Annotated in this window: 24 protein-coding genes; 14 read left to right on the top strand and 10 right to left on the bottom strand. The window is 54.7% G+C overall.

Going from position 1 to position 24404, the window contains the following annotated elements:
• Positions 1-127: 127 nt before the first annotated feature.
• The 5 genes from PGR09_RS04300 (at position 128) to PGR09_RS04280 (ending at position 5250) form a co-directional block, all read left to right on the top strand.
• Entirely contained in the window at positions 128-1204 is a 1077-nt protein-coding gene (locus PGR09_RS04300; protein WP_047043613.1) for a PTS fructose transporter subunit EIIC, read from the top strand.
• Positions 1205-1224: 20 nt separating this feature from the next.
• Positions 1225-1545, top strand: a complete 321-nt coding sequence (locus PGR09_RS04295; protein ID WP_032711368.1) for a PTS fructose-like transporter subunit IIB — start codon at positions 1225-1227, stop codon at positions 1543-1545.
• A 209-nt stretch (positions 1546-1754) separates the two neighbouring features.
• Positions 1755-4052, top strand: a complete 2298-nt coding sequence (locus PGR09_RS04290; protein WP_063414578.1) for a formate C-acetyltransferase — start codon at positions 1755-1757, stop codon at positions 4050-4052.
• Positions 4018-4893, top strand: a complete 876-nt coding sequence (locus tag PGR09_RS04285; protein ID WP_047050567.1) for a [formate-C-acetyltransferase]-activating enzyme — start codon at positions 4018-4020, stop codon at positions 4891-4893. The genes PGR09_RS04290 and PGR09_RS04285 overlap by 35 nt, the downstream gene beginning before the upstream one ends.
• A 15-nt stretch (positions 4894-4908) precedes the next feature.
• Positions 4909-5250, top strand: a complete 342-nt coding sequence (locus PGR09_RS04280; protein ID WP_047065412.1) for a PTS fructose-like transporter subunit IIB — start codon at positions 4909-4911, stop codon at positions 5248-5250.
• 13 nt (positions 5251-5263) lie between these two features.
• Here the strand turns inward: PGR09_RS04280 and PGR09_RS04275 are convergent, their stop codons facing one another.
• Positions 5264-6031 carry a phytanoyl-CoA dioxygenase family protein gene (locus PGR09_RS04275; protein WP_047043621.1) on the bottom strand — a complete coding sequence of 256 codons (768 nt, stop codon included), beginning with the start codon at positions 6029-6031 and terminating at the stop codon, positions 5264-5266.
• A 259-nt stretch (positions 6032-6290) separates the two neighbouring features.
• Between PGR09_RS04275 and PGR09_RS04270 the strand changes: the two genes are divergently transcribed.
• Positions 6291-7124, top strand: coding sequence for a helix-turn-helix transcriptional regulator (locus PGR09_RS04270; RefSeq protein ID WP_047043623.1), 834 nt, complete (start codon positions 6291-6293; stop codon positions 7122-7124).
• Positions 7125-7325: 201 nt separating this feature from the next.
• Here PGR09_RS04270 and PGR09_RS04265 read toward each other — a convergent pair whose 3' ends face one another.
• From PGR09_RS04265 to PGR09_RS04255, 3 genes are read right to left on the bottom strand one after another with little or no spacing between them, the layout of a single operon-like run.
• Entirely contained in the window at positions 7326-8354 is a 1029-nt protein-coding gene (locus PGR09_RS04265; protein ID WP_430915825.1) for an ABC transporter ATP-binding protein, read from the bottom strand.
• A gap of 1 nt (position 8355) precedes the next feature.
• Positions 8356-9930 carry an ABC transporter permease gene (locus PGR09_RS04260; protein WP_045397434.1) on the bottom strand — a complete coding sequence of 525 codons (1575 nt, stop codon included), beginning with the start codon at positions 9928-9930 and terminating at the stop codon, positions 8356-8358.
• A gap of 23 nt (positions 9931-9953) precedes the next feature.
• On the bottom strand, positions 9954-10970 hold the full coding sequence (locus tag PGR09_RS04255) for an iron ABC transporter substrate-binding protein (protein ID WP_045397430.1): 1017 nt from the start codon (positions 10968-10970) through the stop codon (positions 9954-9956).
• 420 nt (positions 10971-11390) lie between these two features.
• Between PGR09_RS04255 and PGR09_RS04250 the strand changes: the two genes are divergently transcribed.
• From PGR09_RS04250 to PGR09_RS04235, 4 genes are all read left to right on the top strand, one after another.
• Entirely contained in the window at positions 11391-12254 is an 864-nt protein-coding gene (locus tag PGR09_RS04250) for a ChaN family lipoprotein (protein WP_430915823.1), read from the top strand.
• Complete coding sequence (locus PGR09_RS04245) at positions 12251-13042, top strand: energy transducer TonB (RefSeq protein ID WP_430915822.1); 792 nt, start codon at positions 12251-12253, stop codon at positions 13040-13042. The genes PGR09_RS04250 and PGR09_RS04245 overlap by 4 nt, the downstream gene beginning before the upstream one ends.
• A gap of 169 nt (positions 13043-13211) precedes the next feature.
• The gene (locus tag PGR09_RS04240; RefSeq protein ID WP_213292638.1) at positions 13212-15434 is read left to right on the top strand and encodes a TonB-dependent receptor domain-containing protein; all 2223 of its coding nucleotides are present in this window, start codon (positions 13212-13214) and stop codon (positions 15432-15434) included.
• A gap of 28 nt (positions 15435-15462) precedes the next feature.
• On the top strand, positions 15463-16632 hold the full coding sequence (locus PGR09_RS04235; protein ID WP_430915821.1) for a YncE family protein: 1170 nt from the start codon (positions 15463-15465) through the stop codon (positions 16630-16632).
• 30 nt (positions 16633-16662) lie between these two features.
• Here the strand turns inward: PGR09_RS04235 and PGR09_RS04230 are convergent, their stop codons facing one another.
• The 3 genes from PGR09_RS04230 to PGR09_RS04220 all read right to left on the bottom strand — a co-directional run bounded on the left by PGR09_RS04230 (position 16663) and on the right by PGR09_RS04220 (position 19163).
• The gene (locus tag PGR09_RS04230) at positions 16663-17385 is read right to left on the bottom strand and encodes an RNA polymerase sigma factor FliA (RefSeq protein ID WP_015704963.1); all 723 of its coding nucleotides are present in this window, start codon (positions 17383-17385) and stop codon (positions 16663-16665) included.
• A 199-nt stretch (positions 17386-17584) separates the two neighbouring features.
• Positions 17585-18874, bottom strand: coding sequence for a flagellin FliC (locus tag PGR09_RS04225; protein WP_047050582.1), 1290 nt, complete (start codon positions 18872-18874; stop codon positions 17585-17587).
• Between the two features lie 43 nt (positions 18875-18917).
• On the bottom strand, positions 18918-19163 hold the full coding sequence (locus tag PGR09_RS04220; protein WP_020079192.1) for a hypothetical protein: 246 nt from the start codon (positions 19161-19163) through the stop codon (positions 18918-18920).
• On the opposite strand from PGR09_RS04220, the gene fliD reads away from it, so the two are divergent.
• The 4 genes from fliD (at position 19157) to PGR09_RS04200 (ending at position 22470) form a co-directional block, all read left to right on the top strand.
• Positions 19157-20560, top strand: a complete 1404-nt coding sequence (fliD, locus tag PGR09_RS04215; protein ID WP_045397414.1) for a flagellar filament capping protein FliD — start codon at positions 19157-19159, stop codon at positions 20558-20560. The genes PGR09_RS04220 and fliD overlap by 7 nt on opposite strands.
• 24 nt (positions 20561-20584) lie before the next feature.
• Positions 20585-20995 carry a flagellar export chaperone FliS gene (gene fliS / locus PGR09_RS04210; RefSeq protein ID WP_015704959.1) on the top strand — a complete coding sequence of 137 codons (411 nt, stop codon included), beginning with the start codon at positions 20585-20587 and terminating at the stop codon, positions 20993-20995.
• Positions 20995-21402, top strand: coding sequence for a flagella biosynthesis regulatory protein FliT (gene fliT / locus PGR09_RS04205; RefSeq protein WP_045397410.1), 408 nt, complete (start codon positions 20995-20997; stop codon positions 21400-21402). The genes fliS and fliT overlap by 1 nt, the downstream gene beginning before the upstream one ends.
• 282 nt (positions 21403-21684) lie before the next feature.
• Positions 21685-22470 carry a DUF4225 domain-containing protein gene (locus PGR09_RS04200; protein WP_430915820.1) on the top strand — a complete coding sequence of 262 codons (786 nt, stop codon included), beginning with the start codon at positions 21685-21687 and terminating at the stop codon, positions 22468-22470.
• Here PGR09_RS04200 and PGR09_RS04195 read toward each other — a convergent pair whose 3' ends face one another.
• The 3 genes from PGR09_RS04195 to fliE all read right to left on the bottom strand — a co-directional run bounded on the left by PGR09_RS04195 (position 22471) and on the right by fliE (position 24136).
• Positions 22471-22797, bottom strand: a complete 327-nt coding sequence (locus PGR09_RS04195) for a hypothetical protein (protein ID WP_045397403.1) — start codon at positions 22795-22797, stop codon at positions 22471-22473.
• Positions 22798-23443: 646 nt separating this feature from the next.
• Positions 23444-23557, bottom strand: coding sequence for a YmiA family putative membrane protein (locus tag PGR09_RS04190; RefSeq protein WP_072048039.1), 114 nt, complete (start codon positions 23555-23557; stop codon positions 23444-23446).
• 264 nt (positions 23558-23821) lie between these two features.
• Positions 23822-24136, bottom strand: coding sequence for a flagellar hook-basal body complex protein FliE (fliE, locus tag PGR09_RS04185; RefSeq protein ID WP_045375469.1), 315 nt, complete (start codon positions 24134-24136; stop codon positions 23822-23824).
• Between the last annotated feature and the right edge of the window lie 268 nt (positions 24137-24404).

The following is a 24404-nucleotide window of genomic DNA, read 5'->3' as shown; positions in this document are numbered from 1 at the left end:
GCAATTCCTTTCTCACCTTACAAATATCCAGTAAATGCACTTTTTCTCTACTATTTTATACCCCGCCCTTTTTCTAATGTTGAAGCATCAATACTGTCACGGGCCACACAGCGCTCAGGAGCAAGCAATGAACGAACTGGTGCAAATACTAAAAAATACTCGCCAGCATCTGATGACCGGCGTCTCACACATGATCCCCTTCGTCGTCTCGGGCGGGATCCTACTGGCGGTGTCCGTCATGTTGTATGGCAAAGGCGCGGTGCCCGATGCCGCCACCGACCCTAATCTGAAGAAGCTCTTTGATATCGGCGTCGCCGGGCTGACGCTGATGGTGCCTTTTCTTGCCGCCTATATCGGCTACTCCATTTCTGACCGCGCCGCGCTGGCCCCTTGCGCCATTGGCGCCTGGGTGGGCAACAGCTTCGGCGCCGGCTTCTTCGGCGCGTTGATAGCCGGCATGATTGGCGGTCTGGTGGTCTATTACCTGAAAAAAATCCCCGTACATAAAGTTCTGCGCTCGGTGATGCCGATTTTCATCATTCCCATCGTCGGCACCTTTATCACCGCCGGGATCATGATGTGGGGGCTCGGCGAGCCGGTAGGCGCGCTGACCGCAAACCTGACCAGTTGGCTGCAAGGGATGCGCGAAGGCAGCATCGTGGTGCTGGCCATCATTATGGGCCTGATGCTGGCTTTTGATATGGGCGGCCCGGTCAACAAAGTGGCCTACGCCTTTATGCTGATTTGCGTCTCTCAGGGCGTCTACAGCGTCGTGGCAATCGCCGCGGTCGGCATCGCCGTACCGCCGCTGGGCATGGGGCTGGCGACGTTGATTGGCCGTCAATATTTTACCGCCGAAGAGCGTGAAACCGGCAAGGCCGCGCTGGTGATGGGCTGCGTCGGCGTGACCGAAGGCGCCATCCCCTTTGCCGCCGCCGACCCGCTGCGCGTTATTCCCGCCAACATGATTGGCGCCGCCTGCGGCTGCGTTACCGCCGCGCTGATGGGCGCGCAGTGCTATGCCGGCTGGGGCGGGCTTATCGTGCTGCCGGTGGTCCAGGGCAAACTCGCCTTTGTCACCGCACTCTTTGTCGGCGCCTGCGTCAGCGCGGCCTGTGTCATCACTCTGAAAGCATTCACCAAAAAGAAACCGTCCGACGCCCAGGACGACGATGAATTAGATCTTGATTTCGAAATTAACTAACAGACTGGAAGGAACACCTTATGACCCACATTATCGCCGTTACCGCCTGCCCATCGGGCGTCGCTCATACCTATATGGCCGCCGAGTCGCTGGAAAGCGCCGCCAAAGCCAAAGGTTGGCAGGTTAAGGTAGAGACCCAGGGTTCCATTGGTATTGAGAACGAACTTACGGCGGAAGAGATCGCCGCTGCCGATATGGTCATCCTGACCAAAGACATCGGCATTAAGTTTGAAGAACGCTTTGCCGGGAAAACCATTGTGCGCGTCAACATCAGCGATGCGGTAAAACGCGCAGACGCCATCATGAACAAGATAGACAGCCACCTTTCCCAGAACGCCTGAAGCCCAAAAGAGGCGCTACGCGCCTCTCAGACTGCTGACAAAGAAGGAAAAAGCGTGGTTTTTCCTTCTTTGTGGTTATCAGCCGAAAATCAATAAATTGATTTTCCTTGTTATTTGCCTGGTGCAATTTGCAAGCTCAATGATTGCATGAGGTTTGTCATTAATCTCAGAGGCGCTACGCGCCTCTTAGCCACAACATGGAGTTTGTCATGACGAATCGTACTCAACGCCTGAAAGCCAGCCTGTTCGCCCAGCCGCGCGAAATCTCCCTTGAACGCGCATTGCTCTATACCGCCAGCCATCGGCTGACGGAGGGGGAGCCGGTGATTATCCGCCGGGCGAAAGCCACGGCGTGGATCCTCGATAAGGTGGCCATTTCGATTCGTGATGATGAACTGATTGCCGGCAACCGCACCGTCAAACCACGTGCGGGGATCATGTCGCCGGAGATGGACCCCTACTGGCTGCTCAACGAGCTCGACGCCTTCCCGACCCGCCCGCAGGACCGCTTCGCGATAAGTGAAGAAGATAAGCGGATTTACCGCGAAACGCTGTTCCCTTACTGGGAAAAGCGTTCGATGAAAGATTTCATTAACGGTCAAATAACCGAGGAGGTCAAGGCCGCGATCGGCACGCAGATTTTCAGCGTTAATCAGACGGATAAAGGCCAGGGCCATATTATTATCGACTATCCGCGGCTGCTGAATAATGGCCTTGATGCGCTGATCGCCGAGCTGAAATCACACTGCGCCCGGCAGCCTGATAACCACTTTTATCAGGCGGTCCTGATCTTGCTTGAAGCTTCGCAGCGTCATATTTTGCGCTACGCCACGCTGGCGGAAGAGATGGCCGCCAACTGCACGAATGCCCGGCGTCAGGAGGAGCTGGCAACCATCGCCGCCATCTCACGCCATAACGCGCAGCATCGGCCGCAGGATTTTGCCCAGGCCTGCCAGCTGTTCTGGTATATGAATATTATTTTGCAGTACGAGTCCAACGCCAGCTCGATTTCGCTCGGACGCTTTGACCAGTACATGTTGCCTTTTTATCAGGCATCGCTGAATCAGGGTCAGGATCCCGCGTATCTCAAGGAGCTACTGGAGTCGCTATGGGTGAAGTGTAACGATATCGTTCTACTGCGTTCATCCAGCAGCGCACGCTATTTCGCCGGTTTTCCCACCGGCTACACCGCCCTGCTTGGCGGACTGACGGAAACCGGGCGTAGTGCGGTAAACGTACTGTCCTTTCTTTCTCTCGATGCTTACCAGAATGTGCAGCTACCGCAGCCGAATCTGGGCGTGCGGGTCAATGAGCTGATTGACCGCCCGTTCCTGCGCAAAACCGCTGAGACCATTCGCCTGGGTACCGGGATCCCTCAGATTTTCAACGATGAAGTGGTCGTCCCGGCCTTCCTTAACCGCGGCGTGTCGCTGGAAGATGCCCGCGATTACGCGGTGGTCGGCTGCGTGGAGCTCTCTATTCCAGGGCGCACCTACGGCCTGCACGATATCGCGATGTTTAATCTGCTGAAGGTGATGGAAATTGTGCTGCAGGAAAATGAACATCAGCCTGAAGTCAGCTGGGACGGTCTCATCAGCCAAATCCGCGACAAAATCCGCTATTACATCAAGCTGATGGTCGAGGGCAGCAACATTTGCGATATCGGACACCGCGACTGGGCTCCGGTCCCCCTGCTGTCATCCTTTATCGAAGATTGCGTGCAGCACGGCAAAGATATCACCGCAGGCGGCGCGCGCTATAACTTCTCCGGCGTTCAGGGTATCGGAATCGCTAACCTGAGCGATTCGCTGCACGCGCTGAAGGGCATGGTCTTCGAGCAACAGCGCCTCAGCTTTGCCGAACTGATGGCGGTACTGAAAGCCAACTTCCGCACGCCGGAAGGAGAAAAAATCCGCGCCCGTTTGATCAACCGTTACGAGAAATACGGCAACGATATCGACGAAGTGGATAATATTAGCGCCGATCTGCTGCGTTTTTACTGTAAAGAGGTAGAACGGTATCTAAACCCACGCGGCGGCCATTTCACCCCTGGCTCCTATACCGTATCCGCGCATGTGCCGCTGGGCTCGGTGGTCGGCGCGACGCCGGACGGCCGGTTGGCCGGCGAACAGCTGGCGGACGGCGGCCTGTCGCCAATGGTTGGGCAGGATGCCCAGGGGCCGACGGCGGTGCTGAAATCGGTCAGCAAACTGGATAATTATCTGCTATCGAACGGTACGCTGCTGAACGTCAAATTCACCCCGGCAACGCTTGCCGGCGACAGCGGCCTGAACAAACTGGCAGACTTTTTACAGGCCTTCTGCAAGCTCAAACTGCAGCATATCCAGTTTAACGTGGTCAACGCCGACACGCTGCGTGAAGCGCAGCAGCGGCCGCAGGATTTTGCCGGTCTGGTGGTGCGGGTCGCAGGTTACAGCGCCTTCTTTGTTGAGCTGTCAAAGGAGATACAGGATGACATTATCCGCCGCACCGCGCATCAGCTGTGAGGTCATCGAAACGCGCGCCGATACGGCGCGCATTTTTAACCTCCAACGCTACTCGCTTAATGACGGGCAAGGGATCCGCACGGTGGTGTTTTTCAAAGGCTGCCCCCACACCTGCCCGTGGTGCGCCAATCCTGAATCGATCTCGCCAAAGATCCAGACCGTGCGCCGGGAGAGTAAATGCCTGCGCTGCACGCGCTGCCTGCAGGACGTCGCCGAGTGTCCCTCCGGGGCATGGGAGCAGATTGGCCGGGATGTTACGCTCGATGCCCTGCTGCGCGAGGTGCTTAAGGACGAGGTCTTCTTCCGCGCCTCCGGCGGCGGCGTCACCCTGTCTGGGGGCGAAGTGCTGATGCAGGCCGTGTTTGCCGCCCGCTTCCTCCAGCACCTGCGCCACTGGGGGGTGCGCACCGCTATCGAGACCGCGGGCGACTGCGCCTTTAGCCGTTTTCTCCCGGTGGCCGAAGCCTGTGACGAAATACTGTTTGATTTGAAAATCATGAATAGCGAGCAGGCCCATTCACTACTGCAGATGAATCAGCCGCGAGTGCTGGACAACTTCCGTCAGTTGGCCATCCGCAAAATGAATCTTATCCCGCGCGTGCCGCTGATCCCTGGCTACACGATGAACACGGAGAATTTTAAGCAGATCTTAAAGTTCCTCGCGCCGTTCGGTCTGACGGAGATTCATCTGTTGCCGTTTCATCAATATGGCGAGGCGAAATACCGTCTGCTGGGTAAAACCTGGCCGCTGGCCAACGTCAACGCTCCCCGAGAGGCGGATATTCATCCTTATCAAGCGCTGGCTGAAGCAGCAGGATATCACGTCACTATCGGCGGTTAACGCCTGGAGGATGTTATGGACTTCAACATTGTCGCGGTGACCGCCTGCGTGAGCGGGGTTGCACATACCTATATGGCAGCCGAGCTACTGGAAAAAGTCGGTCATCATGAAAAATGGTCTCTGAAAGTGGAAACCCAGGGCGCGCTCGGCGTGGAAAACCGAATTAGCGAAGAGGATATTGCCCGCGCCACGGTGGTGTTACTGGTAACCGATATCGAAATCGATGGCGCTCAGCGTTTTAACGGACTCCGTACCATTAAAACCAGTATCGCCACCTTCCTGTTGCAGCCACAGCAGATTGTCAAAGCCGTTAATAGCATTATGAAAAAGCCGGTCGTTTACCTGGAAGTTCCCTGACCGGCCACGGCGTTTATTGCACGTCGAGCAGCCACTTTTGCGCGGGTGTCAGGCGGCTCGCCGTTTCTGGCGTCAGCCAGCGCTGCTGGTCCTGCTGCGCGGTATCAGCACGATCAATATATAAGCCATGAAGCACGCGCCTTCTGCTGCCTTCAAGATTGCGGGTGCCGCCGTGCCAGGCATGCGCGTTATAAATCATTACGCTGCCGGCCGGCGCGGCAAAAACAATTTCATCAGGATGTGTCTTTTCCGGATCCGCCAAAACCTCTTCCGGCAGCTCCGGGAGCAGATGGGTAGCGGGAATAATCCGCGGCGCGCCGTTGGCGGCGCTCAAATCATCAATAGCCCATATCGTATTGACCAGATGCACTTTCGGGAAGTCTACCCGTGGCTTTTTCCAGTCGGCGTGCAGCGGTTGATGACCACCGTTATACAGCGCCTCGCGGGCATTGAGGCTGGAAACTTTAAACGCGCCATTAAAAATATAACGACAGGCGGAAAGAATGAGCGGATGCGACCACACCTTCTCCCAGATAACGCCCTTGTTGATGAGGTTGGCAATACGCGTCGCCGTCGCCTCCTGATGGTGTTCCATCGCCAGATTCTCGCCTTCACGCTCCACCAGCGCGTCAATGCGCTCGCGTATCTCGCTCAGCCACTGAGGATCAACGACGTTGTGCACCACGGTATAGCCAAGCGTATCAAGTTCATGTTTCATTTGGTCGCTTAGCGTCCGGGTCGCGCCAAGCGCCTCCAGATGAATCATCGATTGTGAGTCCATATTGCCTTCCTTTTAACTTTTAGATAACACAATCAAACTCTACGATGCGGCCAACGACCAGGCAGGAAGGGAAAACTACGAAAAACTGGATATCCGTACGCCAGACACAAAAATGTGAGCCTTATCAATAATTGCCGATGGGTAAATTCGTTGTAAATATTCACCCATTTAATAATGCATCCGCCGCGCGCCGTAAGGCGGAACATCAGGATAAAAAAGATTATAATCAAAGAGATAATTTTAACTCGGGGTCGACAGGATGATTGATGATCTGGCGGGCATACTAAATCGTTTAGTTAATCAAAAAGATAGGCTGCAGGTCCGCTTTCCGGAGCCGGATATTCCCGTTCCGGCGCTGGCGTTGAAGGTGCCCTTCCCGCGTCTGGAAATCGTCCTTGAAGGCGAGCTCCATGATCAGGGTCTACCGCTATCCGCGGCGGTTTTAGCCACTTCGCAGGTACTCTACGTACAGGCGGGAAAGTGGACGCTACCCGAGTGGAACGGTCCGGCGGTCACGCTCAGCATTTTATTTGGCCGCCAAAAGCTCGGCTTTTGCATTCAGCGCTGGGACGGAAAAAAACTACATACTGAAAAGCAAAACGTCGCCCGGCTGGGCCCCCGCGTTGGCTCCTATCTGCTGCTGGCGTTGAATGAAGTCTGCCTGCAACCTGACCCAATAACCGCCCGGCTGGTGGTTTCCGCGCTGTTAAGCCACTGCCTTGAACAACTTGTCGGTCTGGAAATGCGCGTTAGCCGCAGCCGCGATCTGTTTTTAGCGGTTCAGGATTATCTGCAAGAAAATCTTAGCCAGCCGCTGACCCGCGAATCGGTTGCCAGACGCTTTCATATTACTCCGAACTATCTTTCGCATATATTTCAGAAATCGGGGTCAGTGGGCTTTAATGAATATCTAACCGCCGTGCGGCTGGAAAAAGCCAAGCAACTATTACGCGGTTACGATTTAAAAGTAAAAGAAATTGCGCATAATTGCGGCTTTATCGATAGCAACTATTTTTGCCGGGTGTTTAAACGTAATACTGAACGTTCACCTTCGGAATATCGTCGCCACTGCCGTAGCGCGCAGCAGCGTTAATCATCTCAGGGGAAATAAGAATGGACTGACCCCGCGGAAATATTCCAACGACCTACCACTCCATGGCGACGAGATCAGTGGCGCGGATACTAATGCGTTCGCGGGTAGTGTAATTAGCACAATGTGCTACATCAGCAGCTAATTAACGCATCTCCGCGCCAAATCAATTTTTATCCCAGCTGAGCGGTCAGCTTTTAGCCGCTATGCGCAAAATATCCGCGCCGGGCCAATAATCTCCAGGCGAACCGGAGCGCCTGTTTGCCAGGCAGCCTGGCTGACGGTTTTCAGCACCAGCGGCATTGATTGCCCCGCTACCGTCACCGTCAGCGTCGAGATATGGCCGGCGAAATCGACATCTACGATGCGAAAGGCGCTCTCCTGCGGCCCGCACGGCGACACCCGCAGTTGCTCCGGGCGCAGCATTACGCGTCCGCAGCCGCTGGCGTGAGGATTGTCAGTCGGTAACTCGCCGATGGCGCAACGCGCGCGCCCCTCCGTGAGCTCGGCGTCGAGCACCAGCGCATCGCCAAGAAACAGCGCGGTGGCCTCGTCAACCGGGCGCGAATAGACCTCGAACGGGGTTCCTACCTGAGTAAAACGCCCCTGCCGCATCACCGCGACCTGGCTTGCAAATGACAGCGCCTCCGTCTGATCGTGAGTAACCAGAATCGACGCCACCCCAGCCTCGGCCAGCAGGTCGGCGGTGGCTTTGCGCGTCGCCGCACGCAGCCCGGTATCCAGCGCCGAGAAAGGTTCATCCAGCAGCATCAGCGATGGCCGCTGGGCCAGCGCGCGCGCCAGCGCAACCCGCTGCTGCTGGCCGCCGGAAATTTCATGCGGCCAGTGGCTCGCTAATGTCGAATCTAACGCCACCATTTCCATCAGCGCGGCGACCCGGCGGCGTTTCTCTTCGCGACCGCAATCGAGCCCCCAGGCGATATTGTCCGCGACGTTAAGATGGGGGAACAGCGCCCCTTCCTGCGGCACGAAACCGATCCCACGCTGATGCGCCGGCACAAACACGCCGTCGGCAAACAGGGTGTTGCCCTGCAGAACGATTCGCCCGTGATCCGGGGTTTCAAAACCGGCAAGAATTCGCAGCAGCGTGGTTTTACCGGAACCCGACGGGCCGACAATGGCGGTACGGCTTCCCGGCGCCACGGTCAGATTAAGGTTATCGAGCACCAGCGCGTCGGCGAAAGATTTCGAGATAGAAGACAATTCCAGCATGTTACAACCCTGCAATTTTTTTCGACTGCACATAAAGAACCGCCGTCAGCGGTAGCGAAATCACGATCATCAGCATCGCATAAGGCGCCGCGGCGACGTAGTCGATCTCGCTGGTTAACGCCCAAAAACCGGTCGACAGCGTGCGGGTGCCTAGCGGCGACAGCAGCAACGTCGCGGTAAGCTCGTTGCTCACGCCAAGAAACACCAACGCGGCGCCAGCGGCCGCTCCCGGAGCGGCAAGACGCATGGTGACGCTCCATAAGGCGCGGGCCGGACTGCGCCCAAGGCTACGGGCGACGTTTTCCAGCTCAACCGGCGCCTGGGCGATACCGGCGCGCAGGTTAATTAACGCTCGCGGCATGAACATCAGCAGGTAAGCCAGAAACAGCGTCACTTCGGTCTGATACACCGGGCGGGCATAGTGGATAGTCACCGTCACCAGCGCCAGCGCGGTGACGATACCCGGCAGTGAGCTGGTAATGTAATTACAGCCCTCCAGCAGGCGGAACAGCCGGCGCGGATAACGCACGCCGAGCCATGCGATAGGAATCGCGCAGGCGGTGGTCAGCAGCGCGCCGCCCGCGCCCAGCATCAGGGTCTGGCGTAGCGAATGCCAGAGATCGGCATGCAGCCAGTTCTCCACCCCGCCGAGCCATAGCCAGCGGCACAGCACCAGCAGCGGGACGCCCATCGCCAGCATCACCAGCGTCAGCAGCAGCAGTTGCGCGGCCCATGCGGCCACGTTCCCCAACGGACGTCGCTTCTGTTCGCGCGCCGCGCCGGCGCCGATGCGCGCGTAGCGCGCTTTACCGCGCGAAACGCTCTCCAGTAGCAGGATCGCCAGGCAGCACAGCGCCAGCACTCCCGCCAGCATATTCGCCGCCGGGCCGCTAAAGGTGGACTGGAACTGGTCATAAATGGCGGTGGTGAAGGTGTCGAAGCGAATCATCACATACAGGCCATATTCCGCCAGCAGATGCAGCGCCACCAGCAGCGCGCCGCCGCAGATAGCCAACCGCAGTTGCGGCAGCACCACGCGGAAGAAAACCTTCCACGGCGGCGTGCCCAACGAGGCGGCAACATCTTCCAGCGTCGGGTCGAGACGACGGAGCACCGCCGCCACCGGCATGTAGATAAAGGGATAGTAGGCCAGCACGGAGAGGAACACCCCGGCGGACAGACCGTGGAGCGAGGGAACCGCGCTGACCCAGGCATAGCTCTGGACAAATGCCGGGATAGCCAGCGGCGCGACAGCCAGCGCCGACCACAACTGACGCCCGGCAAGCGCTGTGCGTTCAGTAAGCCAGGCCACCGCCACGCCCAAGGCGATGCAAATAGGCACCGCCAGCAGCGTCAGCCATAGCGTATTGCTGAGCAGTTCAGCCACCCGCGGGCGAAACACCAGTGCTTTTATGGTCGGCCAGCCGGTCTCAATTCCTACGGCGGCCACAAAACCTAACGGCAGTAACGCCATTAGCGAAAACAGTACAGCTAAGGCAACCATCGGAAATGCAGGACGCCTGCGCTCGGGCAGGCGTCCTGTTTTCTTTCCGAGTACCAGACTCAGAGCAGACATAGATAAATCACTTCAGCATCAAATTACAGCAGGCCCGCCTGGGTCATCAGGTCGATCACTTTCTTGCTATTGAGCGTTGACGGTTCAACCTTCGGCGCATCCAGCTCTTTCAGCGGCGTCAGTTTCGGGTTAGAGGCGGCATTCACGCCCACCGCATATTCGAAGGCGTTATTGGTGCGCAGCTCATCCTGACCCTGCTTGCCGGTGATCCATTTGATAAAGGCCTGCGCCTGCTCTTTATGTTTGCTGGAAGCCAGTACGCCGCCGCCGGAGATACTCACGAAAGCGCCCGGATCCTGGTTTTTGAAATAATAAAGTTTGGTGTTTTTGCTGTTCTCGCCGGTTTTCGCCTGGTCGACAAAGCGGTAATAGTGGTAAATCACCCCACCGTCGATTTGACCGGCGTTGACCGCTTTCATTACCGTGCTGTTGCCTTTGTAGGCCACGAAGTTCGTTTTCATCGCCTTCAGCCAGTCGAGGGTCGCTTTTTCACCCTTCAACGCCAGCATGGCGCTGACGATAGCCTGGAAGTCGGCACCCGATGGGGAGGCGGCCCAGCGCCCTTTCCACTCAGGTTTCGCCAGATCCATCAGCGAATGCGGCAGCTGAGATTCGCTGATTTTCGCCGGGTTATAGACGAAAACGGTGCTGCGGGCGGCAATGCCAATCCAGCGGCCGTGCTCGGGACGATACTGCGGGGCGACCTGATTCAGCGTTGCGGCATCCAGCGGCGCAAACAGTTTGGCGTTATCGACCAGCACCATGGAAGGCGAGTTTTCGGTCAGGAAGACATCCGCCGGCGAGGCTGACCCCTCCTGCACCAGTTGATTACCCAATTCGCTATCGTCGCCGTTGCGCAGCGTGACCTTAATACCGGTTTCTTTGGTAAAGCCGTCAACCCAGGATTTCACCAGGTTTTCGTGCTGGGCGTTATACACCACAATGCCGTCGCCATTGTCAGCAGCCATAACCTGCGGAGCGGTAAACAGAGCCGTCGCAGCGAGCATCGCCGCGCAATATGCCGATAAGCGGAAATTCATAAGCTAATCCTTAGTATGGGTAGTCGAAAAGCCGTGGAGAAACCGGGCTGGCACGGATTAAATCACAGAGGAATGTGAATGATAATGAAAACAATTACCATCATTTTAAAAAAGTGAAAAACACCGCCAATTAGAATTTCCTGATGACAAAATGCTTATTTCGACGCGCGACTGAAACAAACCTTAAGACAACATTAAGCCAACAGGTTTAAATATTATCGCTGTTTAAAATCTTGATCGTCTTCACAGATTCTCCCCGCGACACGGCAACGGACCGCTGTTTGCCGGGTGAAACCATCACTCTCGCCAATAACTTTAAATGAGAATGATCTTGATAATCATTCTCAATATCACATATCATCCTGTTCCAGCAGCAAGATACGAAGAAAAGACGACTAAAAAGCCGAAAATGGATATTTTATGTTTAAGGAAACCCTTTTAAACACTCTGGTTATAGGCTGCGCATTGCTCATGAGCGCCTGTTACAGCCCGGTTTATCCCCTCTCCCCTGCCGGGGAGCGCGCGCTGGTAGAGCAGGCGGATATTCGTGATACCGCCAGCGGGCGCTCCCTGACGCCACAACAATTGCTGAACCAACTCGCCCAGGCGCCGCTGGTTATTGTTGGCGAAGAACATACCAACACCCAGCATCACCAGATTGAGCGCTGGTTGCTGCAGAACCTTCACACCCTTCGCCCGCAGGGTAGCGTGCTGATGGAAATGATCGACCTAAGCCAGCAGGAAGCGGTTAATCGGGTCAAGCAGGCCAGCCTCAGCGGGACGACCGTTTCCGCCACTCGCGCGGCGGAAACCCTGCGCTGGAACCCCGGCTGGCCGTGGGCGCTTTATCGCGACGTCGTGATGACCGCGCTGCAAGCGCCTTATCCGCTGCTGGCAGCCAATCTCAGCCGCCAGCAGGTGAGCGACATCTATCAGCATCCCACGTTTCCCCGCGGAACGCTCTCCAACAGCCCGCAGGTACATGAATCGCTATCGGCCATTATCTATCTGATGCATAACGGGCAAATCGATGGCGAGCAGGTCACTTCCATGCTCGCCATCCAGCAGCAGCGCGATCGCCTGATGGCGACGCAAATGAAAGCCGCGCCGCGCCCGGCGCTGCTGATTGCCGGCGGCTATCATGCGGCCAAAGATATTGGCGTACCGCTGCATCTGGCCGACCTCAGGGCGGAAAAACCGCTGGTGTTGCTGCTGACCACCGACGGCGCCACGCCGACGGCGAAGCAGGCTGATTATGTCTGGTCGGTAGCGGCAGAAAAATGAATATCCCTCTCTCCACGCCATTAATAGCGTCGCGTCCCCGCTGGTTCGCGGGGACAACGGCCAGCGTGCTGGGCCATCTGGCGCTGGCGGTGCCTTTTATCATTCACTTCGCCTCGCCGCCGGATGTCGCCCCCCCTGCCGCGGTGATGGTAGAGTTCGCGCCGGAACTGGAAGTGTCATTTATTCACCCCGAGCTGCCGCCGGGCGTCACCCAGCAGCGCAAAGTCGAGGCGATGACCGAGCAGGAAACCGCCGCGGTGAAAGAGGCGCCGAAGCTGCTCATTCATGACAATGCGCAAATAAAGCTCTCCGCCAGCAAACCCGAACCGCAGCGGAAAAAGAAAATCGAGGTTAAAAAACAGTCCCGCCGCCAGCAGCAAGAGGAAAAGGGTAACTCAACCATCACCAGCTTCGCCGCGCCCCCGGCGCCAGCCGCCCTCACTCAGCGTACCACCGCGCCGCTCGATAGCGATGCCGCACGCCTGAGCGACAACAAGATCAGTTGGGAATCGCTGGTGAAAGGCAAAATCAACAAAATGCGCCACTACCCGGAAGATGCGCGCCGCCGTAAACGTACCGGTACCGCCATTATTACCTTCAGCGTCAACGAAAGCGGCGAGGTGTTGCAATCACAGTTGGTGAACTCTTCAGGGACCCATTCGCTGGATCGCGCCGCGCTGATGGCGCTGGAAAATGCGCGTCCGCTTCCGCCGCCGCCAAAAGAGCTGCTGCGTAACGGTATAAATAAGGTCACGCTGCCGGTGGAATTCGGCTTATTAAAAATATAGACCCCAGGTTCCCTGTTATTTATTCAGGCAACCCGGACGTTATTTATAACGGTCACTGACCGCTGATGTTTTTTTATTTTGGGCAATGTGTCATCGCACTTAGCAATAAGCGCGATGCACGCTGCTGCCCTTTTTGTGCGTTAAATATTTATTACCTCAGGATTTGATTATGGAAAAATCACAGCTCATTAAGGGGCTCGTCACCGGGCTCCTTATCGTCAACGGCCAGGCTTTCGCCGCCGAAAGCGAAGGAGAATCGGTTTTCTCTCCTATCACCATTACCGATAACCCGCTGGCGGAGAATGCCGGCCAGGTCGGCTCCTCAGAGGAGAGTTATACCCGTCCCGGCGCCTACAGCTCGCGAACGCTCAATAAGAATCTGCAAAGCCTCGACGCCTCGCTGCGCAGCATGGCGGGCACCTATACGCAAATCGACCCGCTGCAGGGCACCATCAGCGTCAATATTCGCGGTATGAACGGGCTGGGCCGGGTCAACACCATGGTGGATGGCGTCACCCAGACCTTCTTCGGCATGGCGCCGGCTAACTATCACGGCGGGGCGAATACCGCCGCCGGAGTGCCGCTGGACCCTAACTTTCTGGCCGAAGTGGATATCACCCGCGGCAATAGCGCCGGTTCGCAAGGCGTCAACGCGCTGGCGGGCAGCGCCAACCTGCGTACGATCGGTATCGATGATGTGTTAAAACCGGGGCATCAAGTCGGCCTGCTGTCGCGTTTTTCCGTGGGCGATAACGGACTCGGCCGTACCGGTATGGTAACGGTAGCTGGCAAAACCGACACTTTCGATAACGGCGGCGGCCTTGGCGCGCTGCTCGGCATCAGCGGCACCCGCACCTATGCCACATATAAAAACGGCGGCGGACGCAGCAGCGAAGAGTTTATCGGCGAAGATAATAAATATCTGCGCCAGGAGCCGCGCTCGCAGCTGTATAAAATCAATTTCAACGTCGATCAATTTAACCGCTTCGAGTTTTCCGGGCGTAATTATCGCAATAGTTTTACCCGTCGCGATATTAGCAGCGACGACTACTATCTGCGCTATAACTATGCGCCGCTCAATGAACTGGTCGAGTTTAATGTCCTGGCCAGCACCAGCCGCGGCAATCAGGCATATAAACCGGAGTCGCTGTATAATTTTAACGACTCCTCGACCACCAATAAGTCCAACGCGCTGGACGTGAACAACACCAGCCGTTTTCGTATTACCGACGATCTGTATGCCGCTTTCCAGCTAGGCGGCAAGTTAATGGACACCCGCTATTCCCGCCGCTTCGTGCAGGATAACGAGACCGACCATAACGCCTTTGCCCCGGCGGGCAAACAGAAGATCGCCTCGCTCTATAGCGGGCTGACATTAAACAAGGATATTTATCAGCTCGATCTTAATCTCAACTATACCCGCAGCCGGGTACAGGGCTATAAACCGGCCTGTGCAGATAACGAAAAATGCTTCCCGCAGGGGGCAACCCAGCTCAACGTCAAAGATAACGGTTTTAATCCCTCGGCAACCTTCTCCGCTCAGGTGACGCCATGGCTACAGCCGTTTGTCAGCTGGAGCCGTTCATCGCGCGCGCCGAACGTTCAGGAAGTGTTCTTCGCCAACGAGGGCGGCGCATCGATGAATCCGTTCCTGAAGCCGGAAAAAGCCGAGACCTGGGAAGCCGGTTTTAACGTTATCAAAAAAGGGTTATTGAGCGAGCAGGATAGCCTGCATCTGAAAGCGCTTACCTACCGCTCGCGGATTAAAGATTACATCACCAGCGAATCCTTCCTGCTGTGCAGCAACGGCGGGCTGTGTAAAGATGTCGCCAATGCTTCGCCGGATTTCAACGCCAATATCTCGGTTAACGTGACCTCGCCGGTGACCACCGAGGGCTATGAGATTGAAGCCGGATACGACATCGGTTTTGCCTACGCCAATGTGTCATGGAGCAAGCAGCGTACCGATCAGCCCACCTCGATTGCCAGCACGGTCTATAGCTTCGCCTATAGCGACCTGAGCGATCTTCCCAGCAGCTACGCCACGGTTGATGTCGGCGGGCGCCTGTTCGATCGCAAACTCACCGTCGGCAGCCTGGTGAAATTCACCGGTAAATCAAAACGCCTGAGTACCGAAGGTATTAGCCTCGATACCAATACGGTGCCGAAAGAGAGCATGCCGAACATCCCGACCATTATCGACCTCTATAGCAGCTGGCAGATGACCGAGAACGTGCTGCTGCGCTTTAGCGTGCAGAACGTGACGAATCGTGACTATTCCGAAGCGCTAAACCGTATGAACCAGAGTCTCGATAACGCCAAAGAGGGGGCGTCTGTTAACACCACCGCCCGCGGCCGCACCTATATTTTCGGCGGCGAAATCCAGTTCTGAGCCCTATTTATCAACAAGGATAACCATCATGCCTAATCGCAACTTGATAAAACCGCTGGCTGCGCTGCTGCTCGCCGCTCTGATTCCCCCGCCGGCATTCGCCATCGATCCACCGCCGCGGGAAGCGTCGCGCTTTGCGATGAAAACCAATTACCTGCAGGAAGCCAATGAAGGGGTTTATGAGCTGGCGTTCGATAATGGCGACAACCTGCTATTCGCCGCGGCGACCGACCGGGTTAACCGCGCGGCCAATAAAGGTTATCTCTACGCCTTTAATCCGGCCACCCTGCAGGTTATCCAGCGCTATGATATGCCCTGGCGCGCCTTCTCGCTGGCGATGAATCAGCCGGCGCACGTGCTTTACGTCGGCCATACCCAGGCGGCTTCGCTGCGTATCAGCCAGTTCGACGCCGCCAGCGGTAAAATCACCCGCACCAGTCCGCGCCTGAGCTTCACCACCGACGGCGCCGCAGATGCGCGCTTCGAGCATCTGCGGCATATGGTATACAGCCGCGCCGCTAACCTGTTATTCGTCAGCTACAGCCATATGTTGAAAACCAAGGACGGAATGCGTCCGCTACATAAATTACTGATGCTCGACGGCACGACGTTACAGCTAAAAGGGGAAGTCAAAGGCGCCTATCGCGGCACCGCCTACGGCCTGACGCTGGATGAAAAGACGCAGAAGATCTACGTTGGCGGCCGCGACTATATCAACGAGATCGATGCCAGAACCCAGCAGGTTGTCCGCACTATCCCGCTTAACGCGCCGCAGTTGGCCAGCGCGCAAAACCTGATCGTCGATTCCGACTCAGGGCGTATTTTCGTCGTCGCCTTCGATCACGACGATCGCAGCGGCCCTCACGACGGCCTGTATATTTTCGATCTGAAAGACGGCAAATCGCGGGGTTACGTGCGTACCGGAGTGGGCGCCAACGCGGTACGCTACAATCCGAAATACAACGAGCTGTACGTCAGCAATTTCACCAGCGGCACCATCAGCGTCGTGGATGGCAAAACCTGGCGCGTAACCCATGAATTCCGCACCCCGGTTTATCCGAATCAAATGGTGCTGTCGCCGGACATGGATACCCTGTACGTCGGCATTAAAGAAGGGTTCAATCGCGACTGGGATCCTGAGGTATTTGTCGAAGGGGCGAAGGAGCGCATTCTGCGCATTGATTTGCGTAAATCGTAATCCGCTAACCACCTGCCCGGCAGGTGGTTATCAGCCTTCGTTGGCCAGCTTCGCGCGCAGGCGCTTAATCGCCTGGCTGTGCAGCTGGCTAACGCGGGATTCCCCCACCTCCAGCACCGCGCCGATCTCTTTAAGGTTTAGCTCTTCCTGGTAGTAGAGGGTGAGGACCATTTTTTCGCGTTCCGGCAAGGCTTCAATCGCCTCAATGACCCGCTGGCGCAGGCTGCCTTCCAGCAGATGATGCAACGGATTGGCCTCTTCGTGCCCTTCCAGTAGTCGTTCGGCATTCTCGCCCTGCTCTTCCCGCCATTCGTCATAGGAGAACAGCTGGCTGTTATTGGTATCCAGCAGGATTTGTCGGTACTCGGCAAGGGTGATACCCAGCGTCTGCGCGAGTTCGCTTTCCGTGGCCGGGCGGCCCAGATGCTGCTCCAGCTTCTGCATCGCCTGAGCGACTTCGCGGGCGTTACGCCGCACGCTGCGCGGCACCCAATCGCGGCTACGCAGTTCATCGAGCATTGCGCCGCGGATACGTTGCACCGCATAGGTGGTAAAGGCCGTGCCCTGTAGCGAGTCATAACGCTCGATGGCGTTCAACAACCCGATTCCCCCGGCCTGCAGCAGATCGTCAAGCTCGACGCTGGCGGGCAGCCTGACCTGCAGGCGTAACGCCTCGTGCCGCACTAACGGAACGTAGCGCAGCCAGAGGGAATTTTTGTCCATCACACCTTCGGCGGTATACAAATCGCTCACTATTTCTGAAACCTGCGGATAAGAGAGTCAGCGCTATTATGCGCAGGGGCAAAAATGCCAATCGCCGGAAAAACCGCATAAAAGCGTCTCTATTTACGACATGCTTTGCCGTTGCGCCGTTTTGTACCGGGTGGCTACGGGCAAAAAACAAAAACCCCGCCGAAGCGGGGTTGCGATGCGACAGTAATCAGACGTGCGATTAACGCAGCAGAGACAGGACGTTCTGAGTCGACTGGTTAGCCTGCGCCAGCACGGAGGTACCCGCCTGCTGCAGGATGTTCGCGCGGCTCATGTTGGACACTTCGGTCGCGTAGTCAGCATCCTGGATACGGGACTGGGAAGCGGACAGGTTGTTAACGGTGCTGTTCAGGTTGTTGATAACAGAATCGAAACGGTTCTGTACCGCACCCAGGGAGGAGCGCAGTTGGTCAACCTGGGACAGGGCTTTGTCGAGGGTAGCCAGCGGATCGGCAGTTTTCGCTGAAGTCTGGATTTGATCGCCTTTCGTTACCTTACCAGTAGCTTCATCGATATTCGCCTTAAAGTAAGCATCATTACCGTCTGCATCCTTACCTTTGATGGCATAGCCGTTAGCATTGCCTTTCGCATCAGTCAGAGTACGTAACTCTTCACCAGTACCCAAACCTGAGACGGTTTTACCACCAGTAGTGGTGGTAACAGGTACGGTTGTCACTTTAGTTTCAGTACCAGTAGCTGTGATTTTAGTCGTTGCATCAGAAACATCGTAGGTATATTTACCTGTCGCAGGATCCATGTCCACTTTGAAAGTATCAGTACCTTTCTTAACGTAGTAATCACCCGTACCACCCACGTCTTGATACAGATCCGCCGTATCAGCACCGGTGCTAGTCGTGGATACCGCTGTATTTGTTGTAGTAGATGTACCACCTACTTGAGTAACCGCGGTTGCACCGATCTGAGTTGCAGGATCCATCGGATTAGCCACGCTGAACTTATCCAGACCCAGAGTCTTCGCATTGATATCTTTCAGATCGATATCGATAGTTTCGCCGTCGTTGGCGCCGACCTGGATGGTCAGCTTCTGGTCGCCGCTCAGGACTTTAACGCCGTTGAAATCGGTCTGTTCGGAGATACGGTTGATTTCAGACAGACGCTGGGAGATTTCATCCTGGATGGACTGCAGGTCGCTTGCGGAGTTAGAACCGTTCTGCGACTGTACGGTCAGACGGCGGATGTTCTGCAGGTTATCGTTGACTTCGTTCAGCGCGCCTTCGGTGGTCTGCGCCAGGGAGATACCGTCGTTAGCGTTACGGGAAGCCTGAGTCAGGCCTTTGATGTTAGCGGTGAAACGGTTGGAGATCGCCTGACCCGCGGCATCGTCCTTGGCGCTGTTGATGCGCAGACCGGAAGACAGACGCTCAATCGCCGTGCCCAGGGAAGACTGGGATTTGTTCAGGTTGTTTTGCGCCATCAGCGACAGGCTGTTGGTATTAATTACTTGTGCCATTATATGCATTCCTTACGAGTCAGTTGCGTTCAGTGCAACGTGGTTAAAAGGTTCGGGCTTGCTTGCCCACGGCGTCAACCACCGTCCCTTCTGGTATCGACGTATCCTTTGCAACCTTTAGCCATTTTTTGAAAAATTTTTGCCCCTCCGCCAATGGCGAAAATAACGCGCTTTTTCCCTCTTCTATTACGCCATCGCCTTTTTCACTTTTTCGGTAAACTTTTTCTCCACTGGGCCGATAACGCAATAAGCGAATAACGTCATTAGTAAGGAGAAACACCAATGGCATCGATCAGTTCCTTAGGCATCGGCTCAGGACTCGACCTCAACGGTTTACTGGACAAACTCAGCAAGGCGGAACAACAGCGCCTGACGCCGTATACCACTCAGCAAACCAGCTATAACGCGCAGCTAACGGCTTACGGCACGTTAAAAAGCTCGCTGGAAAAATTCGATAACCTGAGCAAGGAGCTGGCCAAGCCGGAGTTTTTCAACAGCACCACCGCCACCAAGCACGACCAGTTCACCATCACCACCACCAATAAGGCGGTGCCGGGCAACTATAGCGTTGAAGTGCAGAAGCTGGCGCAGCCGCAAACCCTGACCACCCAGGCGACGATTACCGACCAACAAGAGAAGCTGGGTACCGCCGGCAATAGCAATCGCTCCATTACGATCACCGCCGGCGACCCACCAAAAGAGACCACGATTCCGCTGAGCGACGACCAGACCTCGCTGCTGGAGATGCGCGATGCCATCAACGGCGCTAAAGCCGGCGTCACCGCCAGCATCATGCGCGTCGGCGACAATGACTATCAGCTGGCGCTGAGCTCCTCCACCACCGGCGAGAAAAACACCGTTTCGGTGCAGGTGAATAACGACGATAAACTCGGCGCCATCCTCAACTACGACAGCAGCAGCAAAAGCGGCGCGATGAAGCAGACCGTCGCCGGGCAGGATGCGGAGATTGTCGTCAACGGCACCAAAATTAAGCGCAGCACCAACTCGATTGCCGATGCGCTGCAGGGCGTCACCATCGACCTGAAAACCACCACCAAAGCCGGCGAACCGCAAAACCTGGTGATCGGCATCGATAAAAGCGGCACCGCCGACAAAATCAAATCCTGGGTGGATAACTACAATTCCCTGCTCGACACCTTCGGCTCGCTGACCAAATATACCCCAGTGAAAAGCGGTGAAGCGCAAAGCGCCAAGAACGGCGCGCTGCTCGGCGATAACACCCTACGCGGCATTCAGTCCTCGATTAAAAGCGCGCTCAGCGCCGCTCAGGACAACCCGGAGCTGAAAGGCCTTGGTAACCTCGGGATCTCTACCAATCCCAAAACCGGCAAGCTTGAAGTCGACAGCACGAAGCTCAATAAAGCGCTCGACGAGAAACCGGATCAGGTCGCCAACTTCTTCGCCGGCAACGGTAAAGACACCGGGATGGCCACCGAAATCCATAATGAAATCCAGAACTATATTAAAGCGGGCGGCATCATCGAGAACTCGACCAAAAGCATCAACACCAATCTCGATCGCCTGAATATCCAGATCGACACCGTTTCCGACAGCATCCAGAACACTATCGATCGCTATAAACAACAGTTTGTTCAGTTGGATACCATGATGTCCAAGCTGAGCAGCACGGGTAACTACTTACAACAGCAGTTCTCGTCCCAGTAACCCTTAATCAGGTAATGAAACAGCATGTATAACCGTAGCGGCACGCAAGCCTACGCACAGGTCAGTCTGGAAAGCAGCGCGATGAGCGCCAGTCCGCACCAGTTAATCGTAATGTTGTTCGACGGGGCGCTTAACGCCCTGCTTCGCGCACGCATCCTGATGAATCAGGGGGATATCGCCGGTAAAGGCCTGGCGCTGTCGAAGGCAATCAACATCATCGACAACGGGTTGAAAAGCGGCCTCGACCACCAGCAAGGCGGCGAAATCGCCGATAATCTGGCGGCGCTGTACGATTATATGAAGCGACGCCTGATGCAGGCCAACCTGCATAATGACGAAGCGGCGATCGTCGAAGTGGTCAAGCTGCTGGAGAATATCGCCGATGCCTGGCGGCAAATTGGGCCAAACTATCAACCTGCTCAGGGTACATTGTGATGGAACGCCAACAGCAGCTTTTAGCCGCCTATCAGCAGATCCATACCCTGAGCAGTCAGATGATTGCCCTGGCGCGCGCCGGGCAATGGGAAGCGCTGGTGGAAATGCAGTTTGCCTACGTGACGGCGGTCGAGAAAACCGCCGAATTTACCGGCAAAGCGGGGCCATCGCTGGCTCTGCAAGAGATGCTCAACGCTAAGTTGAAGCAGATTATCGACAATGAGGGAGTACTGAAAGGGCTATTGCAACAGCGGATGGAACAATTAAAAACGCTGATCGATCAATCCACCCGCCAGAACGCGGTCAACAACGCTTACGGCCAGTTCGACGATCGCTCGCTCCTGCTTGGCGAACTGCAGTCCGATAATGTGGTCGCCATCAAGAGCAAAAGCGAAGAATTACAATAACAACAACAGCGTCACAGCCTGATATCCGGTCAGGAAGCGCATGATGGGTCTCACCAGGGCAATGCAGAGTGTTGCCTGGTAAGCCATCGGCGGATTTTACAGGAGTGAATAAGCAATAATATATAATCAATTATTTCATTTACGCTTCATACATTCATCAATTAAATATTCCAAACATCGCGCCAGCTAAAATAAGCCACTCACGGGCTTAGGGAAATATGCCTGTAAAATATTCTGTGTTATCTTGAGCGGATTAATATGATTTTACTCACGGGATAAAACATGGATGTATTCTTCGGGAAAACGCGTTTTTCCAATTATTTTATGGCCATGGCGCAAGCTGAAACTAACGGATTAATGAATACCGCGCTGGCGGTTTCTGCTTATCACCTTCATGATCCCCTGACCCGAGTCAGGTTTCTGGACAGCGTTAAAAGATTTGCCCTTTCACAGATTAACATTATCCGTCATAGCAGTGATGATAAGAAGTGCCAGCAGTGCATTCAGGCAATCAGACAAGAGCGGGAAAATCTGCTTATTCAGGACAGAATGTTGCGAACCGGTGAAGCCATGCTCACTGCCTCCGCGCGGTTCTACCGGGAAAACGAAAAAGTCATCGGCTATATCATCGACGGAATCGGTGTTGTTCTTGGCGGTATGCAGGTTATCGGAGGTTTTGGAATAACGGCTAGCTCATTAATGACAGGAAACGTTATTGGCGTTATTGCTGGTGCAGCATTGATGTTTCATGGCTTTGGCACAATGGCTGAAAAGTTAGATGGTGTAAATTTTGCAGAAAAATATTATGAAGATGCATCTCAATTTTTAGGGTTTAGTAGAGAGTTGGGAAAGCTTTCATATCAGGTAGTCGATCTTTCAACCTCTTTTTATGGCCTTGCCAAACTTACCTTAAAACCAGAAGCGTGGCGCTTGTTTTATTTCACTGGCCCAGATTTTTACCGAAAAGTAACAACCATGAGTAAGCCAGCCATGGCGTTAAATGGGATATCTTCAACGGTAAAAGGGATACAGATAGGTAACACGATGTATGAAGTTAAAGATAAATGACTATCTTATTTTTAGATACAATTTGTATGCTTTGAGCGCCATTGGAAACGGAGTTAGTTTGTAAACTACCGAGAAACCGAATAATAAAATGAAAAAATAGGCAAAATGATTAATTGAATCATAATTATAACACCAATGAATGAGCACTATAAAAACAATAAAAAAACCTAAGACTCCAGCCCAAAGTCTTTTGCGAAGTTCATCGATTAAATCAAAATAGCTTTTGTTTTGGCTTTCTTGCCGCGCCAGGATTTCACGCAGGCGCGCAATCTCTTTTTCGGTGAAGCCATGTTCACGAAGGTCATCTTCAGTTAGCTGCTTTCCCACGCCCGGCTCCTCCATGCTGGTTATATATTTGTCCAACGTTTCCGACTGAAGGTACCCATTGCGTTGCTCAGCCAAATGCTCAGATGTAATGCCACTGCCGGGGTTACCACAGTCCGTGGAATATTGCCCCTGAAGTTGCCAGGGGTCAAGCGCGCGTTCATATCCTACAACGGCTTCACGCCTGATCCGCCAGAATGCTGTCAGTTTAAAGGAGATGCGTTACGCTACCGCCCCGCCTTCATCCTCCCAACGGCAGACCATATGGTACAGTTCCCGCTCGTCGTATTCATCGTGGAATATATTCACAACAACCTCCAGATGATTGTTAGACACGATCTAAGTTTAGTTGTTGGTAAGGAGGGGGCATATCAAGAAGAGTAAAAGCGGCGGTTACTCGCTATCCTGTCGCCAGGTTTCATGAAACATCGCTATCGCAACAAAAGCTAAAACGACAAAAAATACAACGGTCTGAAGCCACAGCATAACGCCTCCGCGGAGCAAAATTTGCGCAGATTATTTGCTACAGAGCCGAAAAACGATAGTGAATTGCCATCCAAATTTAAATTTTCGCCTTACCCCGCTCACACAACAATGCCTGTCTTCTGGCTGACAAGCCGATACTAAATAACAGTCTAAGCTGTTCGGACTACGCCAACGCGTAGGCCACCATCGTTGCTATCGCTCCCCAAAAGACCAACAAACCGAGAAAAATCCCTATCCATACCTTACGCCGCAATTGATGGTCTACTTTTTCGGACATCTGCTATTCCAAATTAGAATTATTTTGGCAAGACCATACAGTTTGTAGTGGTAGTAGTCAGATCGCTTGTATCGATCGATGAACGACTATTGATCTGCATCCCCTATCGATTGTAGTGATATTTCAGACTCATTCATTCACCGGTTGATGGGTTAAAATCAATGCAGAGGCGCGCAATTTTTTGCCGTTGTCGCCGTAAATAGACAAAACCGCCAGCGTTAAGCATAGCGGTTTGCAGGAAGAAGTTGCGCCGAGATTTTATGACTAAACCGGCATATTCATAATGTCCTGATAGGCCGCCACCAGCTTATTACGCACCTGCACGCCCATCTGCAATGAAACTGAAGATTTCTGTAAATCGACCATCACATCATTCAGGCTGATGCCCGGCACGCCCAACTCGAAGTTCTGCGCCTGTTGACGCGCGGCCTGCTGAGTATCGCTGATTTTACCCAGCGCGGCGGTGAGTTCACTGGCAAAACTGACTCCCTGCGGTACGCTATTCTGCCCGTTTTTTCCCGCCTGAATCGCCATTGCCTGCATCTGTTGCAGTACGCCTTCAATACCCTGAATCGCCATCTTTTCCTCAATACTCTCGTGATCGCCAGGCGCTATTTCACCCTGTATTTCTCCAATGCTGCACACCCTAACACAGTGATTTTTGCTTAAAGCGGTTAATTAGCTGCAAAAAACCCGGCTTATCGGGCAATCAGAATCATCTGATAAGACGAATAATGGCCTGCCCAGAAATGGGAGCGCCGCTATTGAGAAAAGATGTGTATCAGGGAGTCTGTTTTGTCACATAACGCTATCCATACCGTTCGTCAGCACGCCAGCGCGCGTCGCC

The sequence above is a fragment of the Klebsiella sp. 141251 genome (genome assembly GCF_050600725.1).
Taxonomy (GTDB): Bacteria; Pseudomonadota; Gammaproteobacteria; order Enterobacterales; family Enterobacteriaceae; genus Klebsiella; species Klebsiella aerogenes.
This window is presented reverse-complemented; position numbering and strand designations above follow the sequence as displayed.

Bases quoted from the DNA above. Each gene is read 5' to 3' on its own strand.
- PGR09_RS04300 (WP_047043613.1), top strand. From the start codon at position 128: ATGAACGAACTGGTGCAAATACTAAAAAATACTCGCCAGCATCTGATG.
- PGR09_RS04295 (WP_032711368.1), top strand. From the start codon at position 1,225: ATGACCCACATTATCGCCGTTACCGCCTGCCCATCGGGCGTCGCTCAT.
- PGR09_RS04290 (WP_063414578.1), top strand. From the start codon at position 1,755: ATGACGAATCGTACTCAACGCCTGAAAGCCAGCCTGTTCGCCCAGCCG.
- PGR09_RS04285 (WP_047050567.1), top strand. From the start codon at position 4,018: ATGACATTATCCGCCGCACCGCGCATCAGCTGTGAGGTCATCGAAACG.
- PGR09_RS04280 (WP_047065412.1), top strand. From the start codon at position 4,909: ATGGACTTCAACATTGTCGCGGTGACCGCCTGCGTGAGCGGGGTTGCA.
- PGR09_RS04275 (WP_047043621.1), bottom strand. From the start codon at position 6,031: ATGGACTCACAATCGATGATTCATCTGGAGGCGCTTGGCGCGACCCGG.
- PGR09_RS04270 (WP_047043623.1), top strand. From the start codon at position 6,291: ATGATTGATGATCTGGCGGGCATACTAAATCGTTTAGTTAATCAAAAA.
- PGR09_RS04265 (WP_430915825.1), bottom strand. From the start codon at position 8,354: ATGCTGGAATTGTCTTCTATCTCGAAATCTTTCGCCGACGCGCTGGTG.
- PGR09_RS04260 (WP_045397434.1), bottom strand. From the start codon at position 9,930: ATGTCTGCTCTGAGTCTGGTACTCGGAAAGAAAACAGGACGCCTGCCC.
- PGR09_RS04255 (WP_045397430.1), bottom strand. From the start codon at position 10,970: ATGAATTTCCGCTTATCGGCATATTGCGCGGCGATGCTCGCTGCGACG.
- PGR09_RS04250 (WP_430915823.1), top strand. From the start codon at position 11,391: ATGTTTAAGGAAACCCTTTTAAACACTCTGGTTATAGGCTGCGCATTG.
- PGR09_RS04245 (WP_430915822.1), top strand. From the start codon at position 12,251: ATGAATATCCCTCTCTCCACGCCATTAATAGCGTCGCGTCCCCGCTGG.
- PGR09_RS04240 (WP_213292638.1), top strand. From the start codon at position 13,212: ATGGAAAAATCACAGCTCATTAAGGGGCTCGTCACCGGGCTCCTTATC.
- PGR09_RS04235 (WP_430915821.1), top strand. From the start codon at position 15,463: ATGCCTAATCGCAACTTGATAAAACCGCTGGCTGCGCTGCTGCTCGCC.
- PGR09_RS04225 (WP_047050582.1), bottom strand. From the start codon at position 18,874: ATGGCACAAGTAATTAATACCAACAGCCTGTCGCTGATGGCGCAAAAC.
- fliD (WP_045397414.1), top strand. From the start codon at position 19,157: ATGGCATCGATCAGTTCCTTAGGCATCGGCTCAGGACTCGACCTCAAC.
- PGR09_RS04220 (WP_020079192.1), bottom strand. From the start codon at position 19,163: ATGCCATTGGTGTTTCTCCTTACTAATGACGTTATTCGCTTATTGCGT.
- fliS (WP_015704959.1), top strand. From the start codon at position 20,585: ATGTATAACCGTAGCGGCACGCAAGCCTACGCACAGGTCAGTCTGGAA.
- fliT (WP_045397410.1), top strand. From the start codon at position 20,995: ATGGAACGCCAACAGCAGCTTTTAGCCGCCTATCAGCAGATCCATACC.
- PGR09_RS04200 (WP_430915820.1), top strand. From the start codon at position 21,685: ATGGATGTATTCTTCGGGAAAACGCGTTTTTCCAATTATTTTATGGCC.
- PGR09_RS04190 (WP_072048039.1), bottom strand. From the start codon at position 23,557: ATGTCCGAAAAAGTAGACCATCAATTGCGGCGTAAGGTATGGATAGGG.
- fliE (WP_045375469.1), bottom strand. From the start codon at position 24,136: ATGGCGATTCAGGGTATTGAAGGCGTACTGCAACAGATGCAGGCAATG.